This window comes from Microbacterium sp. EYE_78, from assembly GCF_023149035.1.
GTDB lineage: Bacteria > Actinomycetota > Actinomycetes > Actinomycetales > Microbacteriaceae > Microbacterium.
The window spans coordinates 1,327,569-1,344,566 of sequence record NZ_JAHXMY010000001.1 but is presented as its reverse complement, the minus strand read 5'-3'; the positions used below and the strand labels follow the sequence as shown (position 1 = coordinate 1,344,566).

At 73.1% G+C, this 16,998-nt stretch carries 13 protein-coding genes; 9 read left to right on the top strand and 4 right to left on the bottom strand.

Translation table 11 applies throughout. The features are described 5' to 3' along the window. Positions 1-48 precede the first annotated feature (48 nt). The 4 genes from KZX17_RS06345 to KZX17_RS06330 are packed head-to-tail and all read left to right on the top strand — an operon-like array spanning position 49 to position 8,173. Positions 49-2,457 carry a glycoside hydrolase family 3 protein gene (locus KZX17_RS06345; RefSeq protein WP_248170055.1) on the top strand — a complete coding sequence of 803 codons (2,409 nt, stop codon included), beginning with the start codon at positions 49-51 and terminating at the stop codon, positions 2,455-2,457. Next, a complete protein-coding gene (locus KZX17_RS06340) occupies positions 2,454-3,566 on the top strand; it encodes a serine hydrolase domain-containing protein (RefSeq protein WP_248170056.1) in 1,113 nt (370 codons plus the stop codon). Before KZX17_RS06345 ends, KZX17_RS06340 begins: the two co-directional genes overlap by 4 nt. 20 nt (positions 3,567-3,586) lie before the next feature. After that, a complete protein-coding gene (locus KZX17_RS06335) occupies positions 3,587-6,379 on the top strand; it encodes an alpha-L-rhamnosidase (protein ID WP_248170057.1) in 2,793 nt (930 codons plus the stop codon). Positions 6,380-6,400: 21 nt separating this feature from the next. After that, complete coding sequence (locus KZX17_RS06330; RefSeq protein WP_248170058.1) at positions 6,401-8,173, top strand: DUF5605 domain-containing protein; 1,773 nt, start codon at positions 6,401-6,403, stop codon at positions 8,171-8,173. Between the two features lie 18 nt (positions 8,174-8,191). On the opposite strand, the gene KZX17_RS06325 is transcribed toward KZX17_RS06330, so the two are convergent. The 4 genes from KZX17_RS06325 to KZX17_RS06310 all read right to left on the bottom strand — a co-directional run bounded on the left by KZX17_RS06325 (position 8,192) and on the right by KZX17_RS06310 (position 12,182). Beyond that, positions 8,192-8,770 (bottom strand): TetR/AcrR family transcriptional regulator, encoded by a 579-nt coding sequence (locus KZX17_RS06325; RefSeq protein ID WP_248170059.1) that lies wholly within the window; start codon positions 8,768-8,770, stop codon positions 8,192-8,194. Continuing rightward, positions 8,763-10,622 (bottom strand): glycoside hydrolase family 3 protein, encoded by a 1,860-nt coding sequence (locus tag KZX17_RS06320; RefSeq protein ID WP_248170060.1) that lies wholly within the window; start codon positions 10,620-10,622, stop codon positions 8,763-8,765. The genes KZX17_RS06325 and KZX17_RS06320 overlap by 8 nt, the downstream gene beginning before the upstream one ends. A gap of 201 nt (positions 10,623-10,823) precedes the next feature. After that, entirely contained in the window at positions 10,824-11,561 is a 738-nt protein-coding gene (locus KZX17_RS06315) for an FCD domain-containing protein (RefSeq protein WP_248170061.1), read from the bottom strand. 30 nt (positions 11,562-11,591) lie between these two features. Next, positions 11,592-12,182: a carboxymuconolactone decarboxylase family protein gene (locus tag KZX17_RS06310; protein WP_248170062.1), complete on the bottom strand. Its 591-nt coding sequence runs from the start codon at positions 12,180-12,182 to the stop codon at positions 11,592-11,594. 171 nt (positions 12,183-12,353) lie between these two features. Between KZX17_RS06310 and KZX17_RS06305 the strand changes: the two genes are divergently transcribed. Genes KZX17_RS06305 through KZX17_RS06285 form a run of 5 tightly spaced genes read left to right on the top strand, consistent with a single transcriptional unit; the run spans position 12,354 to position 16,989 of the window. Then, a complete protein-coding gene (locus KZX17_RS06305; RefSeq protein WP_248170063.1) occupies positions 12,354-14,111 on the top strand; it encodes a dihydroxyacetone kinase family protein in 1,758 nt (585 codons plus the stop codon). A gap of 1 nt (position 14,112) precedes the next feature. Then, positions 14,113-14,583, top strand: coding sequence for a ribose-5-phosphate isomerase (locus KZX17_RS06300; protein WP_248170064.1), 471 nt, complete (start codon positions 14,113-14,115; stop codon positions 14,581-14,583). Next, positions 14,583-15,353, top strand: coding sequence for a triose-phosphate isomerase family protein (locus tag KZX17_RS06295; protein WP_248170065.1), 771 nt, complete (start codon positions 14,583-14,585; stop codon positions 15,351-15,353). Before KZX17_RS06300 ends, KZX17_RS06295 begins: the two co-directional genes overlap by 1 nt. After that, positions 15,350-16,144 carry a TIM barrel protein gene (locus KZX17_RS06290; RefSeq protein ID WP_248170066.1) on the top strand — a complete coding sequence of 265 codons (795 nt, stop codon included), beginning with the start codon at positions 15,350-15,352 and terminating at the stop codon, positions 16,142-16,144. The genes KZX17_RS06295 and KZX17_RS06290 overlap by 4 nt, the downstream gene beginning before the upstream one ends. Beyond that, a complete protein-coding gene (locus KZX17_RS06285) occupies positions 16,141-16,989 on the top strand; it encodes a phosphogluconate dehydrogenase C-terminal domain-containing protein (protein WP_248170067.1) in 849 nt (282 codons plus the stop codon). The genes KZX17_RS06290 and KZX17_RS06285 overlap by 4 nt, the downstream gene beginning before the upstream one ends. The last annotated feature ends 9 nt before the right edge of the window (positions 16,990-16,998 follow it).

Here is a 16,998-nt window from a genome sequence, read left to right as displayed (position 1 = left end):
CGCGCCGGCATCCCCCATCCCCCTTTTCCTCCGACACCGGGAGATCGCATGACCGCGTCCGCAGACCACCTCCGCCCCCTCCTCGAGAAGCTGACCCTCGAGCAGAAGGCCGCGCTCGTCCAGGGTGCGGATTTCTGGACGACCGTTCCGCTGCCCGAGATCGGGCTGCGGGCCATGACCCTGTCGGACGGCCCCGCGGGCGTCCGCGGCCCCCGCTGGGACGAGCGCGATCCGTCGCTGAACATGCCGTCGGGCTCGGCGCTCGCTGCATCCTGGGACGTCGACCTCGCCCACCGCTACGGCGCCGCCGCCGCCGCAGAGGCCCGCCGCAAGGGCGTCGACGTCGTACTCGGCCCGACCATCAACCTGCACCGCTCCCCCCTCGGCGGCCGGCACTTCGAGTGCTTCTCCGAGGACCCCGAACTGAGCGCCGGACTCGGCGCCGCGTACGTGCGCGGCCTGCAGGACAACGGCGTCGCGGCCACCCCGAAGCACTACGTCGCGAACGACGCGGAGACCGACCGCTTCACCGTCGACGTGCAGGTCGACGAGCGCGCGCTCCGCGAGCTGTACCTCGCCCCGTTCGAACGCACCGTCGAGGCGGGCACATGGAGCATCATGAGCTCCTACAACTCCGTCGACGGCGTCACGATGACCGAGAACGACCTGCTCGAGACCCCCCTGAACAGCGAGTGGGGCTTCGACGGCGTCGTCGTCAGCGACTGGACCGCCGTGCGATCGCTCGACGCGATCCCGGCCGCACAGGACCTCGCCATGCCGGGGCCCGCTCCGGCATGGGCCGACCTGGTCGAGGCCATCCGCGACGGCCGCGTCGACGAAGCGGACCTCGACCGCAAGGTGCTGCGCATCCTGCTCCTCGCCGAGCGCGTCGGCGCGCTCGAGGGCTCGCCTGCGGTGACGCCGGCGACCATCGACGGCGTCGCCTTCGTCGGAGAGGCGGCGATCGAAGGGTCGGTGCTGCTGCGCAACGAGGGAGTGCTCCCGTTGGATGCCGCGGCCTTGCGCCGCGTCGCGGTGATCGGCCAGAACGCGCGCGACGCCCGCACCCAGGGCGGCGGGTCGGCGACGGTGCTGCCCGAGCGCACCGTGTCACCGCTCGAGGGCATCCGCGAGGCGCTGCCGGGTGCCGACGTCGTCTACGAGATCGGCGCGGTCGTCCAGGAGGGCGTCGCCGAGCTCCCCCTCGACCGGATGACGAACCCCGTCACGGGCGAGCCCGGACTGCGCGTCACCTTCGTCGGCGACGACGGCGAGGAGCTCTTCGCCGAGGACCGGCGCTCGAGCGCGCTCGTCTGGTTCGGCGGCGACGCCCCCATCGCCGCCAGCCGCACCGTCGTCTTCGAGACCCGCTACACGCCGGAATCGACCGGGCAGGTCGAACTCGGCTTCGCCGGCGCCAACCCGGGCCGCCTCATCGTCGACGGGGCACTGCTGCTCGACGACGCGCCCGTCATCGAAGGCACCGATCTCGGCGCCGCGTTCCTCAACCCGCCGTCGCTGACCGCGACCGTGCCCGTGCAGGCCGGCACCGCGATCGACGTCCGCGTCGAGTTCTCCCGCGCCGACGCAGGCGCGCTGTCGGGTGCCATGTCGGCGACGGTCGGCATCGCCCCCGAGCGGACCGACCCCGCCGAGCTCATCGCGCGCGCCGTCGAGACCGCCCGCGCCGCCGAGGTCGCGATCGTCGTCGTCGGCACCAACGCGAAGGTCGAGTCCGAGGGGTACGACCGCACCGACCTCGACCTGCCCGGCGAGCAGGACGACCTCGTCCGCGCCGTCGCCGCCACCGGGACCCCCGTCGTCGTCATCGTCAACGCCGGCTCCCCCGTCGCCCTGCCGTGGGCGGACGACGTGGCGGCGGTGCTGCAGGGCTACTTCGGCGGCCAGGAATTCGGCCACGCCGTCGCCGACATCCTCACCGGTGCCGCCGAGCCCGGCGGGCGCCTGCCCACCACGTGGCCGGCCGCGCTCTCCGACGTGCCGGTGACGCAGGTCGTCCCCGACGACGGCGTCCTCCGCTACACCGAGGGCATCCACATCGGCTACCGGGCATGGCTCCGCTCCGGCGCCGAGCCGGCCTACCCCTTCGGCCACGGACTCGGCTACACGACGTGGGCCTGGGATGCCGCGGCACGACGTGGCGATTCGCTCGAGATCGCGCTCCGGAACACCGGCGATCGCGCGGGCAAGCAGGTCGTGCAGGTCTACGCCGAGCGCGCGGACTCGGCCGTGGAGCGCCCGGTCCGCTGGCTCGTCGGGCACGCCGTCGTCCGCGCCGAGGCGGGTGGGTCGGCGACGGCATCCATCGCCCTCGACGCCCGTCGCTTCGCGCACTGGGACGGCGGCTGGGCGGTGGAGCCCGGGGCGTTCACGCTGCGCGCGGGAGCCTCGGTCGTGGATCTGCCGCTCGAGCTCGAGTGGGAGGCCGGCGCGTGAGCCTGCTGCAGGGCACGGTCGACGACCGCCTCGAGGGCGTCGCCGACCGACTGAACGGCTGGCTCACCGCCGACCCCGACCTCTCGTTCCAGGTCGCCGCCTACCACCGGGGCGACCTCGTCCTGGATGCCTGGGGTGGGCCGCACCTCGATCGTGATGCGGTGATCGTCCCCTACTCGGTGACGAAGAACACGATCGGCCTCTCGGTCGGCCTGCTGGTCGAGCGCGGTCTGCTCGACCTCGACGAACGCGTCGCGACGTATTGGCCGGAGTTCGCGGCGAAGGGCAAGGGCGCCGTCACCGTGCGCCAGCTGCTCTCGCACCAGGCGGGCCTGCCGCAGGCCGACACCGTGCTCACGTGGGACGATCTGCTCGATCACCACGCGGCGGCAGCGCGACTCGCGGACTCCACCCCGTTCTGGCACCCCGGCAGCGCCTTCGGGTACCACGCCATCACGATCGGCAACCTGGGCGACGAGCTCGTCTTCCGGGTGACCGGGCGTACCCTCCACGAGTTCTACGAGCAGGAGATACGCGCCCCGCACGACATCGACTTCTTCCTCGGACTGCCGGCGGACCATGAAGAACGACGAGCCGACGTCCTGCCGATGATCCAGCCCGTCTCCGACACCCTCGTCCGTTCGAACTCCGCTCTGGGCCCCCTCGTGTTCGGGTCGATGGGCGGCGACGTCGACCTCGGCAACTCGCCCCGCAGCTGGCGCTACGGTCACCCCGGCGGCAGCGGCACGGGCAGCGCCCGCGGTCTCGCTCGGCTGTTCGCAGCGGCCGTCACCGGTGTCGACGGTTCGGCGCCGTTCCTGGGCGCGGACACGGTCGCGCAGATCGGACAGCAGCAGATCCGCGGGTACGACGAGGTGCTGCACCAGCACGACCGCGCTCACGCGATCGTCTTCCAGAAGCCGTCGCAGCAGCTCGCCTTCGGCGGTCCCCGCTCGTTCGGCCACGACGGCGCCGCCGGCGCCCTCGCGTGCGTCGACCCCGACACCGGCATCGCTTTCGCGTGGACGATCGCGCGCGGCCCGTGGCCGGGCGGCGCCGACCCGCGCGCCGTCGCCCTCGCCGCCGAGCTCGGCCGCACCCTCGCCTGAACCCGACACCGGAGCACCCCGTGACCGAGCCCGCATCCCGCATCGCCACCCTCCGTGCCGAGCTCCGCGACGACACCCCGTTCGTCGCCACCGCCGCGCCGCGCCTGACCTGGACGGTCGCGACCGACGAGGACGATTGGATGCAGGTGGCCGCCGAGGCGGACGACGGCACCGGCGTCGTCGCGCTGCCGGGTGACGCCAGCGTGCTCGTCGCGTGGCCGTTCGCGCCGCTCGACGCGGGCGAGCGGCGCCGCGTGCGCGTGCGGGCGCAGGCGGCATCCGGCACCTGGACCGATTGGTCGGAACCGCTGGCCGTCGATGCCGGCTTCCTCGCGCCGGGCGAGTGGGTCGCGCAGCCCGTGGGGCTCGCCGAGCCGGCACGCGAGGCGCAGCCCACCGTCGTCCGGACGCGATTCCGTCTGGGGCGGCCGGTCACGCGCGCACTGCTCTTCTGGACGGCGCTCGGCGTGGCGGAGCCCGAGGTCAACGGGACGGCCGTGTCGGACGACGTCCTCTCACCCGGATGGACCGCGTACCGCGACCGTCTCGTCCACGAGACGGTCGACGTCACCGCCCTCGTCCGCGAGGGCGAGAACGTGCTCTCGGCGACCGTCGCCGGCGCCTGGTACACGGAGAAGTACGGCTTCTTCGCGTTCGCCGACCGGCTCTACGGGACCCAGCCCTCGTTCCTCGCGCAGCTGCGCGTGACCTTCGATGACGGCACGACGACCACGGTCGCCGCGACGGGCGACGGGTGGGAGGCGTCCTCCGACGGCCCCACCGTCGACAGCGGCATCTACGCCGGCGAGCACCAGGACCTCCGCCGCCAGGTGTCGGCTTTCGCGCCCGTGCGCGTGGGAGCCGCCGCGAAGCCCGGCTACGAGGCGGTGCCCGTCCCCGAGGCGCGCATCGCGCCGCCGGTGCGGCGGATCGAGTCCCTGCCGGTCGCGGACGTCGTGGAGACGCCCTCGGGCGGCCGCATCCTGGACTTCGGGCAGAACCTCGTCGGCCGGCTGCGGCTCCGGGTCCGCGGCGCCGCGGGCACCCGGGTCACGATCCGGCACGCTGAAGTGCTGGACGAGGGCGAGCTCGCCCTCCGCCCCCTCCGCAACGCCGCGGCGACCGCGACCTTCGACCTCTCCGGCGGCGACGACGTGCTCGAGTCCCGCTTCTCCTTCTACGGCTTCCGGTACGCCGAGGTGACCGGCATCGACGCCGACCCGAGCGCGGTCGAGGCCGTCGTGCTCCACACCGACATGACGCGCACCGGGTGGTTCGAGGCATCCGACCCGCTCATCGATCGCCTGCACGAGAACGTCGTGTGGGGCATGCGCGGCAACTTCCTCTCGATCCCCACCGACTGCCCGCAGCGCGACGAGCGACTCGGCTGGACCGGCGACCTGCAGGTCTTCGCTCCGACCGCCTCGTTCCTCTACGACAGCGCCGGGTTCCTGGCCTCGTGGCTGCGGGACCTCGCCCACGAGCAGGCCCGCGAGGACGGCTCGGTCCCCGTCGTCATCCCCTCGGCGCTCGGCGGGTTCGCGTCGTTCGGGGGTGTCTCCCCGGCCGCATGGGGGGATGCCGCGACGGTCGTCCCGACCGTGCTGCACGAGCGGTACGGCGACCGCGACGTGCTCGCCGCGCAGTACGACAGCATGCGCGACTGGGTGGATGCCGTCGGCCGCGACGCGGGCGAGGGCGGCCTGTGGGCGGGGCGGATGCAGCTGGGCGACTGGCTCGACCCGGCCGCGCCGCCCGACAAGCCGGGACAGGCGAAGGTCGACAGCGACATCGTCGCGTCGGCGTATTACGCACGGTCGCTGCGGCAGGTGGCCGAGGCGGCCGGCATCCTCGGTCTCGAAGCGGATGCCGCGCAGTACGGCGTGCTCGCCGAGCGCAGCCGGCAGGCATTCGTCGCCGAGTACGTGACGCCGCGCGGGCGCATGGTGAGCGATGCGCCCACCGCGTACGCGCTCGCGCTCGAGTTCGACCTCGTCACCGACCCCGCCGTGCGGGCGTCGCTCGCCGATCGCCTCGCGGACCTGGTGCGCGAGGGCGGCTATCGCATCGGCACCGGCTTCGTCGGAACGCCGCTCGTCGCGGACGCCCTCACCCGGGGCGGCCACCTCGATGCCGCCGAGCGCCTGCTGACGCAGACCGAGTGCCCGTCGTGGCTCTACCCCGTCACCCAAGGCGCGACGACGGTGTGGGAACGATGGGACTCGCTGCTGCCCGACGGCACCGTCAACCCGGGCGAGATGACCTCCTTCAATCACTACGCCCTCGGTGCCGTCGCCGACTGGCTGCACCGGACGGTGGCCGGCCTCGCCCCCGCCGCGCCCGGGTACCGGCGGCTGCGCATCGCACCGCAGCCGCTCGAGGCGCTGACATCCGCCTCGGCGCGGCACCGCACGCCCTACGGCGAGGCGTCGGTGCAGTGGCATCGCGACGGCGCGGACATCGTCGTGACGGCGGTCGTTCCGCCGAACACCGACGCCGAGGTCGCGCTGCCCGGCGTCTCGACGCGGGTCGGCTCGGGTCGGCACACGTGGCGCGTCCCGGCGCCGGCTGCCGCCGCGCGACCCGCGCTCGACGGCGTGGGCGCCTCGCTGGCCGATGTGATCGATGACCCCCGCGCGTACGCCGCCCTGATCGACACGATCGCCGCCGTCGACCCGGCGCGCGCTGCGACCATCAGATCCGAGACGCGGTGGGGTGCTCGCCGGCCCGTCACGACCGCCCTCATGTTCACGCCTCCCGCCCTGCTCGCATCGGTCGACGATGCGATCCGGCGCGCGACGGCATCCGTCTGACACACCCCTCGGAGAAGAGCCATGTTCGACCGCGCCACCACCTTCGGCGAAGCCCTCGACGACCCCGCCGCCCGCGCGATCCTGGAGCGTTACCTGCCCGGGATCGCCGCCTCCCCCATGGCGACGCAGTTCCGCGGCGGTCGACTGGGGCAGCTGGTCGCACTCGTGCCGGCCCTCGAGGACCTGCAGGAGCGCGAGCGCTTCTTCGCCGCGCTGGCCGAGGTCGGTTCCGGCGGCGGCAGGCCGCCGTACGCCCCCGCCGTCGACCCCGACCCCGCCTACGAGGGCGAGGAGGTCGCGCGAGGCTCGGCGGAGGTGACCGTGCCCGCGCCGACGCCGCAGTGGGACCCGCTCGAGCTGGTGTTCGCGGGCCCGTCCCACGGCAACCCCTTCGTCGACGTCGAGCTCGACGCGGTCTTCCGCCGGGGCGGCGACGAGATCCGGGTCGGCGGGTTCTACGACGGCGACGGCCGCTACGCGGTCCGTGCGCTCGCCGACGTCGTCGGGACATGGACATTCGAGACGCGCTCGACGGCGCGGTCGCTCGACGGCATCACCGGCGCGGTCGAGGTCGTCGCGCCGCGCGAAGGCTCGCACGGCCCGGTGCGGGTGGACGGCCTGCACTTCCGCCACGCGGACGGCACCCGCCACCGCCCCGTCGGCACGACGTCGTACGTCTGGACGCACCAGCCCGAGGAGCTGCAGGAGCAGACGCTGGCGACCCTCGCCGATGCGCCGTTCGTGAAGATCCGCATGTGCGTCTTCCCGAAGTCGTACCTCTACAACGCCAACGAGCCGGCGGACTTCCCCTTCGTCGGGAGCCTCGCGGACGGCTTCGATCTGACGAGGTTCGACCCCGCGCACTTCCGCCGCCTCGAGTCGCGCATCGCGCAGTTGGCGGCCCTCGGCATCCAAGCGGACCTCATCCTGTTCCACGCGTACGACCGGTGGGGCTTCGCGGACCTCGGCCCCGCCGTCGACGAGCGCTACCTGCGGTACGTCGTCCGGCGCCTGTCGGGGTTCGCGAACGTCTGGTGGTCGATGGCCAACGAGTACGACCTGCTCTGGTCGAAGGACATCGCAGACTGGGAGCGCCTGGCCGAGGTCGTCGGCGAGGAGGATGCCTTCGGCCACCTCAACTCGATCCACAACTGCCGCCCCGTGTACGACTACGCGAAGCCGTGGATCACGCACGTGAGCATCCAGCGCGTCGACGTCTACCGGACGGCGGAGAACACCGACCAGTGGCGCGAGCAGTGGGGCAAGCCCGTCGTCATCGACGAATGCGCGTACGAGGGCGACATCGACCAGGGCTGGGGCAACATCACCGGCGAGGAGATGACGCGGAGGTTCTGGGAGGGCGCCGTGCGCGGCGGGTACGTCGGTCACGGCGAGACCTACTACCCGCCGGCGCTCGACGGCGGCGGCTCGTTCGGCGACGACGACGAGGTGCTGTGGTGGGCGAAGGGCGGCACCCTGCACGGGACGTCACCGAGCCGCATCGCCTTCCTCGAGCGGCTGCAGGCCGAAGCGCCGGACGGTGTCTGGGATCCGCTGCCGAGCGATTGGGACGTCCCGTGGGGCGGCGTCGCCGGCCGGGTGAAGGTGGGCTACTTCGGCTTCAACCGACCCCGGTTCCGGAACGTCATCCTCGACGAGGGCGAGTGGCGGGTCGAGGTCGTCGACACCTGGAACACGACGATCGAGGAGGTACCCGGAACGCATCGCGGCCAGGTGCGCGTCGACCTCCCGGGCCGGCAGTTCCTGGCGATCAGACTGACGCGGCTCGACTGAGCGGGGCGGGGCCGCCGGTCAGCCGGGCGATCCCGCCAGCCGCTTCCACGTCCAGGCGAGCACTGCGGCGATGTCGATCGACGGGTCGACGCCCCGCTGCAGCTGCAGGCCGTCCGAGAGGGCGAGGAGCACGGTGGCCGCCATGTCGGCGTCGAGGGAGGCGGGCATCGCGCCCGCCTCCTGCCGCGCGCGGATGTCCGCCGCGACGACCGCGTGCACGCCCTCCTGACGCTCTTCGAAGAACGCGCGGGCAGGGTGATCTGCTGCGGATGCCGCGACCAGCAGATTCGAGTAGAGGTGCACGAGATCCGGCGTCTCGGCGTTGCGCCGAGCGACGCGGACGGACGGCGGCTCGGCGTCGGCCTGCTCGGAGAGTGCCTCCCGGGTCGCGGCATCCCGCCGACGGAGCACCTCGACGAGGAGGTTCTCCTTCGTGCCGAAGTGATGCAGCATGCCGGCCTGGGTCATGCCGACCTCGCCGGCGATGTCACGCAGCGACGTCGCGCCGTAGCCACGGCGCCCGATCACCTCGAGCGCGGTGTCGAGGATCAGCTCGCGGCTCTCCCGCCCCTGCGCCGAGACGCGACGCTCACGCATCGGCACGGACGTCGAGCGTCGGATGCCCGCCCTCGAACACCGGGTCGACCGTCCCGCCCGGCACGTCGGAGTGACCGGCGAGCACGGCGTCGCCATCGCGCGGGATCTCGAACGGCAGGCGCCCCTCGGCGGGCACGCGTCCCGTGAGCGCGTCGAGGATCGCGGACTCCGACGCCCCGAACGTCGCGACGACGGCAGCGGCGTGGGTCACGAGCGGGGCGAGCAGCAGCGGCCGCTCGAGGTGCACCGTGACCACGGTCGGCGCGACGGCGGCGACCTCGGCGACGCTCGCCACGACCTCGTCGGGGAACGCGAGCGAACCTGCGTGGAAGCTCGACTCGAGCATGAAGCGGTCGCGGGGCTCGAACGGCGGCGCCACGCGCACGATCGCCACGTCGGCGTCCGCCGCCGCAGCCGCCGGGGTGAGCCCCGCCTCGCGCAGCGCCTCGTCGGAGATCTCCGGAGCGTGCACCGCGACTCCGGTGCGCAGGGGCAGAACGGATGCCGCAGCCGCCGCGCCGGGAAGGATCACCGTCGATCGCGACTGGGCCGCGGTGCCGACCGCACGGAACTCGGCGCTGCCGACGACCTCGGCCGCGGCATCCTCATCGACGAACGGGTCGTCGAACAGGCCGAGCTCGAACTTCACCCTCAGCAGGCGCGCGACCGACACATCGAGGCGCGACTCGGGCACGGCGCCCGACCGGACGAGCTCGAGGATGAGCTCCGGGTCGTCCTCGCCGCCGAACTGGTCGCAGCCGGCGTCGAGGGCCTTCCGCACCCGCTCGGTCTCGCTCAGGTGCTCGACGCCCCACGACCGCGGCGGCAGCTGCTTGCCCATCATGCGCGACTCGGTGATGAGCCCCCAGTCGGTGCAGACGACGCCGTCGAAGCCGAGCGTCTCGCGCAGCAGCCCGGTGATGATCTGGTGGTTGAAGCCGAAGCCGACCTCCTCGACCGCCTCGCCGCCGAGGACGAGCCCTCGCGGCACGCCGTACGACGGCATGATGGCCGGGACGCCGCGGTCGATGACGCGACGGAACGGCTCGAGGTGGTACTCGAACATGCCGCCGGGGTAGACCTGGTCGGTCCCGTAGGGGAAGTGCGGGTCCTCACCGTCCTTCTCGGGACCGCCGCCGGGGAAGTGCTTGGCCATGCACGCCACGCTCGCGGCGGTGAGACGGTCGCCGCCCTCGAACCCGTCGACGTAGGCGACACCCAGCCGCGCGACGAGGTCGGCATCCTGCCCGAATGTGCTGTACTGCCGCGCCCAGCGCGGCTCGGTCGCGACGTCGAGCGTCGGATGCAGGGCCGAGCGGATGCCGACCGCGAGGTACTCGCGACGTGCGATGTCGGCGAACTCCCGGACGAAGCCCGGGTCGGCGATGGCGCCGAGGCCGAGCGGCTCGGGCCACGCCGAGAGGTGCCCCGCCGTGAAGGATGCGCCCCAGTTCTCGGTGAACGAGTGCCGCGGATCGGTGGAGATCGTCACGGGGATGCCGTGACCCGATGCCGCGGCGACGCGCTGCAGCCCGTTCACCCAGCGGGCCATGGCGCGCGGGTCCGGGATCTGGTGGATGTTCAGGTGCGTGACGTGCGATCGCTCGATGAACTCGCGCGCCGTCGTGCGCCCAGGCATCATCGCGGGACCGTCGACCTCGCCGTCGGTCGTCGTCGACACGATCGTCTGGATCATGAGGCCCGCCTTCTCCTCGACCGACAGCCGTGCGACGAGATCGGCGACGCGCTCGGCGACGGGGAGCCGCGGGTCCTCGTACGGGTCCATGACGCCGTTGCGATTGAGATCGCGGTACCGCGTGCCGTCGGGGGCGGTGGAAAGGGATGCGGTCACTGCGGTCTCCTGCGACGTCGTCGTGGCGTGCCGGATCAGCCTCGACCCGGGCACGAGAAGACTAAATAACGTTCAGTGGTTGGCGCAAGAGGGTGCTGCGGAGGACGGGCCGGCTCAAGCGACGCAACCTGCCGGGCGAGCGCTCGGGCGACACATTGCGTCCCCGGAACCGCGACCAGGCCGGCTCGAGCGCTGGCGGGGTCAGCCCGCGGACGTCCCCGCCAGTCGCGCGGCCGCGGTCGCCATGTGCGCGGCCATCGCGGACGCCGCGGCGTCCTCGTCCTTCGCCTCGACCGCGCGGAACACGGCGTCGTGCTCGGCGATCGCCAGGCGCGCGGCGTCGGCGTCGTGCACGGCCCGGTCGGCGTACACCTGCAGGAGCGAACGCACCACGTGCAGCAGGTCGACGAGCGCGGCGTTGCCGGCGGCGCGGGCGAGCGCGTCGTGGAATGCGGCATCCGCTCGGGCGAAGGCGGCGAGATCGTCGTCGGCGGTTCGCATCTGCTGCAGGGATGCGGCCAGCCGAGCGGTGTCTGCCGCGCCCGCCCGCGACGCCGCGAGGCGGGCGCAGTAGATCTCGAGTCCCGAGCGGACGTCGAGCAGATCGTCGGTGCTGCGGCGGCCGATCAGCAGGCCCCAGCGGAGGGTCTGCGGCAGCAGGTCACTCGCCGTCCCCCGGAGGTAGGTGCCGGAGCCGGGTCGGACGTCGACGATGCCGAGGATCTCGAGGGCGGCGAGCGCCTCGCGCACAGCCGAGCGGCCGACGCCGAGCGTGACCGAGAGCTGGCGCTCGGGAGGCAGGCGCGTGCCGGGCTCGAGGTCTCCGCTCGTGAAGAGGTCCATGAGCCGGCGCGCGACCTCGGACACCGGCGTGCCGGAGGGCAGCACGCCGAGGGACGCCGTGATGTCGGCGGAGCGGTCGGACGGGTACGCGGGCACGGCTTCAACATACGGGACGGCCCCCTGCCGTCAATCGGAATCACTCCACGCGGATGCCATCAGCGCGTCGCGCAGGCGGGGGCTGAGCCCGGCGAGCTCGGTCTCGACCGGCACGGCGAGCGCCTGCAGCGTGCGGCTGAAGGCGTTCCGCGCCGCAGCAGCGAGGGTGATGTCGACGATCTGACGGTCGTCGAAGCCCGCGTCGCGCAGCTCCTGACTGTCGGCGTCGGTCATGTCGCCGGGGTGCGTCGACAGTCGCCGCGCGTACCGCATGACCGCACGGTCGGCGGCGCTGAGGTCGGGGTGGTCGCCCCGCAGTGCGACGGCCTCGAGCTGGTCGTCGTCGAGCGCGCCGGCGCGCAGCGCCTTGCGACCGTGGGCCAGCAGGCAGTGTCGGGAGTGGAGCGCGCCCGCGGCGGCGAGCGTTGCGAGCTCGTAGGTGCGGACGCCGATCGAGGGCACGATTGCGCGGATGAGCGTCTCGAAGGCCGCGAGCGCTTCGGGATTCACCGCCATGGCCCGGGTATGACTGAACACGAACCCGTCGTCGTCCAGGTCGTCGCGGTAGATCTCGGCGACGGCACCGTCGGCACCGTCTGGATCGGGCGTGCGGATGATCATGAGGGCCTCCCTGCGTCGGTGGGACACTGCGTCCGTCCTACTCCCCCGCGGCCGGATCCACCACCGTCGCGCCCCGTCCGCGCCTCCACCGCCAGGCTTGCAATTGGTCAACCGGTTGTGCACAATGGCGATGCGGGACACCCGCACCCCCGACCCGAGGAGCAGCCCGCGATGACGCGCCTGTGGAACGATCCGGCGGACTTCGCCGACGAGATGATCGACGGTTTCGTCGCCGCGAACGGTCGCTACGTCGAGCGCGTCACGGGCGGCGTCGTCCGCAGCACCCGCGTGCCCGATGGTCAGGTCGCCGTCGTCATCGGCGGCGGGTCCGGGCACTACCCGGCCTTCGGCGGCCTCGTCGGGCCGGGCCTCGCGCACGGCGCTGCCATGGGGAACCTCTTCGCCTCCCCCTCGACGCAGCAGGTCCACGCCGTCGCACAGGCGGCGCACGCAGGCGGCGGGGTGCTGCTGAGCTACGGCAACTACGCCGGCGACGTGCTCAACTTCGATGCGGCCAAAGAACGCCTGCGCGCTGAGGGCATCCCCTGCGAGACCGTCGTCGTCACCGACGACATCGCGAGCGCCGGCCCCGCCGAGCGCGATCGTCGCCGCGGGATCGCAGGCGACCTCACCGTCTTCCGCGCCGCGGCCGGCGCCGCCGCCGCCGGGTACGACCTCGCGGGCGTGGCACGCGTGGCACGCCTCGCGAACGACCGCACCCGCTCCTTCGGCGTCGCCTTCACGGGGTGCACCCTCCCCGGCGCGGACGCTCCGCTGTTCTCGGTGCCCGACGGTCGCATGGCGGTGGGCCTCGGCATCCACGGCGAACCCGGCATCGACGAGACCGACATCCCGACCGCCGACGGCCTCGCCGAGATGCTCGTGGCACGGCTGCTCGCCGAACGGCCCGACGGTGCCGACGGCCGCGTGGTCCCGCTGCTCAACGGCCTCGGCTCACTGAAATACGAGGAGCTGTTCGTCGTCTACCGCCGGGTCGCCGCCCTCCTCGACGAGGCGGGGCTCGAGATCGTCGACCCGCACGTGGGCGAGTACTGCACCAGCTTCGACATGGCGGGGACATCGCTCACCCTGTTCTGGCTCGACGATGAGCTCGCCGACCTGTGGGAGACCCCCGTCGACACCCCCGCGTACCGCCGCGGCGCGGCCCCGACGACGGAGCGGCGGGATGCCGGACGCACCGCCTCGGCGGCCGCGGCGGACGAGGTCGCCGGCGACGCGGCATCCGTCCTGCTCGCATCGACCGTCGTGGCCGCGCTCGACACCGTCGCGCGGACGATCGACGAGCACGTCGACGAGCTCGGACGCATCGACGCGGTCGCGGGCGACGGCGATCACGGGATCGGGATGCAGCGCGGATCGCGCGCCGCCGTCCGCGCCGCGCGGCAGGCCGCCGACGCGGGTGCCGGTGCGGCGACGACGCTCACCCGGGCGGCCGACGCGTGGTCGGACCGCGCCGGCGGGACCTCGGGTGCCCTGTGGGGTCTGCTGCTCGCCGAACTCGCGTCCCGTCTCGGCGACGCCGGCCGGCCCGACGCGACGCGCATCGCCGACGGCGTCGCGGCGGGCGTCGGCGCCGTCGTCTCGCACGGCAAGGCGGAACGCGGCGACAAGACCATGGTCGACGCGCTGCTCCCCTTCACCGAGACGCTCACGGGCGACGTCGCGGCGGGTGCGCGTCTCGCGGATGCCTGGCGTACCGCGGCCGTGGCGGCGACCGCCGCGGCCGCCGCGACGGCCGACCTGCTCCCTCGCAAGGGTCGGGCCCGCACACACGGCGAGCACGCCGTGGGCACGGTCGACGCCGGCGCCCACTCCTTCGCCCTGATCGTCACCGCCGTCGGCGAGACCCTCGCCGCGGCCCCCGTCATCAGTCGGTCCGCATCGGCCGACACCCCCGAGAGGAACTGACATGACCGAGCCCCTGCGCATCATCGTCGGCAGCGACGACGCCGGCTTCGACTACAAGGAGATCCTCAAGCACGACCTCGAGCAGAGCGAGGGCGTCGCGTCGGTCGTCGACGTGGGCGTCGCCGCCGACGGCCACACGCCGTACCCGAAGGTCGCGATCGAGGCGGCCGAGCGCGTCGCCCGCGGCGAGGCCGACCGGGCGCTGCTCATCTGCGGCACCGGGCTGGGCGTCGCGATCGCGGCGAACAAGGTGGCGGGCATCCGCGCCGTGACGGCGCACGACTCGTTCTCGGTCGAGCGCGGCGTGCTCTCCAACGACGCGCAGGTGCTCACGATGGGGCAGCGGGTCGTCGGCATCGAGCTCGCCCGCCGGCTCGTGCGCGAGTGGCTGACCTACCGGTTCGACCCGTCCTCCGCCTCGGCGTCGAAGGTCGCGGTCATCGGGGAGTACGAGAGCACCGGATCCTGCTGATGACGCAGGTCACGGTGGGGGTCAGCCTGAAGGCGTACTTCGGGCGGCGTCAGGCGCGCGCGTGGTTCGCGCAGGCATCCGCCGCGCTGCGCGCCCACGAGGGTGTGCGCAGCGGCGCCGTCGAGGTCTTCGTCATCCCCACCTACCTGCAGGTCGACGACGCCGCCGGCGCGTTCGCGGGGACTCCCGCTCGCCTCGGCGTGCAGGACGTCTCGGCGCACGAGCCTGGCCCGTTCACGGGTGAGGTGACCGCCGCGGAGGTGGCCGAATCCGGCGTCGCGTATGCCGAGGTCGGCCACGCCGAGCGGCGTCGGCTGTTCGGCGAGTCGGACGAGGTCGTCGCCGCGAAGGCCGCCGCGGCGCTCCGCCACGGCGTGACGCCCGTGCTGTGCGTCGGCGAGGACGAGCGGCAGGATGCCGAGTCCGCCGCGACGGCCACGGTCGCCCAGCTCGCGCGCGACCTCGCGGGCGCCCCGGCGGGACCGGTCGTCGTCGCGTACGAGCCGGTCTGGGCGATCGGCGCCCCTTCACCCGCGCCCGTTCCCCACATCGCCACGGTGACCCGCGCGCTGCGCGCGGCGCTCGACGCGGACCCGGACCGCGCGGGCTCGCGCGTCATCTACGGAGGCTCGGCGGGGCCCGGCCTGCTCGGCGAACTCGGCGACGCCGTCGACGGACTCTTCCTCGGCCGGTTCGCACACGACCCGTCGGCGTTCGCCGCGGTCCTCGATGACGCGCACGCCCTCGCGCTCCGACGGAGCGCGCCGTGATCGGGCTCGGGACGTACGCCTTCTTCTGGGAGCACTCCGACCGCTCCCCCGACCCGCTCTCGCTCGTCGGCGCGTTCGAGCGCACCCGCGAGCTGGGCGTCGAGCTGTTCCAGATCTGCGACTACGCCCCCCTGACCGAGATGTCGGACCGGGAGGTCGGGGATGCCGCCCGCGCCGCGCGCGAGCTGGGGCTCCGCATCGAACTCGGGACGAAAGGCATCGAGCACGACCACCTCGAACGCTTCCTCGCGCTCGCGGAGACATTCGATGCCCGGCTCGTGCGCAGCATGGTGTTCGGGCCGGACTCCCGGCCGACGCTCGCCGAGGCCGGCGCGCTGCTGCGCGGCATCCTCCCCTCGTACGAGTCGGCCGGGGTCGCACTCGCCCTCGAGACGTATGAGCAGGTCGCGACAGACGACCTGCTCGGCCTCGTGCGCGACGTGGACAGCACGCACCTCGGCATCTGCCTCGATCCCGCCAACGTCGTCGCGCGGCTCGAATCCCCGCGCACGTGCGTCGAGCAGACCGCCCCCGCGGTGGTGAACGTGCACGCGAAGGACTTCGCGTTCGACCGGCAGCCCGGCTGGGTCGGCTTCACCTACTCGGGCGCCCGCATGGGCACGGGCCTGCACGACTACCGACACCTGCTCGACACGGTCCGCCCGCGGGAGCGCGGGATCAACGAGATCGTCGAGCACTGGTTGCCCTGGCAGGGCGACCCCGAGACCACCATCCGCACGGAGCGGGAATGGACCCGCGCCACCCTCGACCACCTGAGGAGCTTCGAATGAGCCACACCATCGCCGTCATCGGTGCCGGAGGGAAGATGGGCATGCGCGTGTCCAACAACCTCGTGAAGACCGACCACACCGTCCACTACGTCGAAAACTCCCCCGGCGGACGCGAACGGACCCTCGACGCAGGACGGGAGCTGACCGAGGCATCCGTCGCCGTCGCGGACGCCGACATCGTCGTCCTGGCCGTCCCCGACCTCGCCCTCGGCGCCGTCACGGCCGAGCTCGTCCCGCAGCTGAAGACCGGCGCGATCGTGCTGACGCTCGACCCCGCCGCCGCGTACGCCGGGCTCCTCACGACCCGTGACGACGTCATCCAGGCCGTCGCGCACCCGTGCCACCCGTCGGTGTTCCTCGAGCGCACCACGAAGGAGGAGTGGGCCGACACCTTCGGCGGCATCGCCGCCCCGCAGGACGCCATCGCCGCCGTCGAGTCCGACGACCCCGAGCACGCGCGCATCGTCGAGGAGACCGTCCGCGCAATCTACGCACCGGTCATCGACGTCCACTTCGTCACCGTGAAGCAGCTCGCCCAGCTCGAGCCGACGCTCGTCGAGACCGTCGCCTGCATGATCGGCTCGCTCCTGAACGAAGCGCTCGACGAGGCGATCCACACGATGGGCGTCCCCGAGGCGGCGGCGCGCAGCATCCTCTACGGGCACACCCAGGTGGCGCTCGCCAACGGCCTGCGCGGCGACAACCCGTTCAGCGACGCGTGCCTGATCGCGATGGACTACGGTCGCGAGAGCATCATCAAGGAGGACTGGAAGAAGATCTTCCGCGACGACGAGCTCGACAAGAACCTCGCGCGCATGCTGCACCTCGACCACATCGAGCGCTGACCCGGAGAT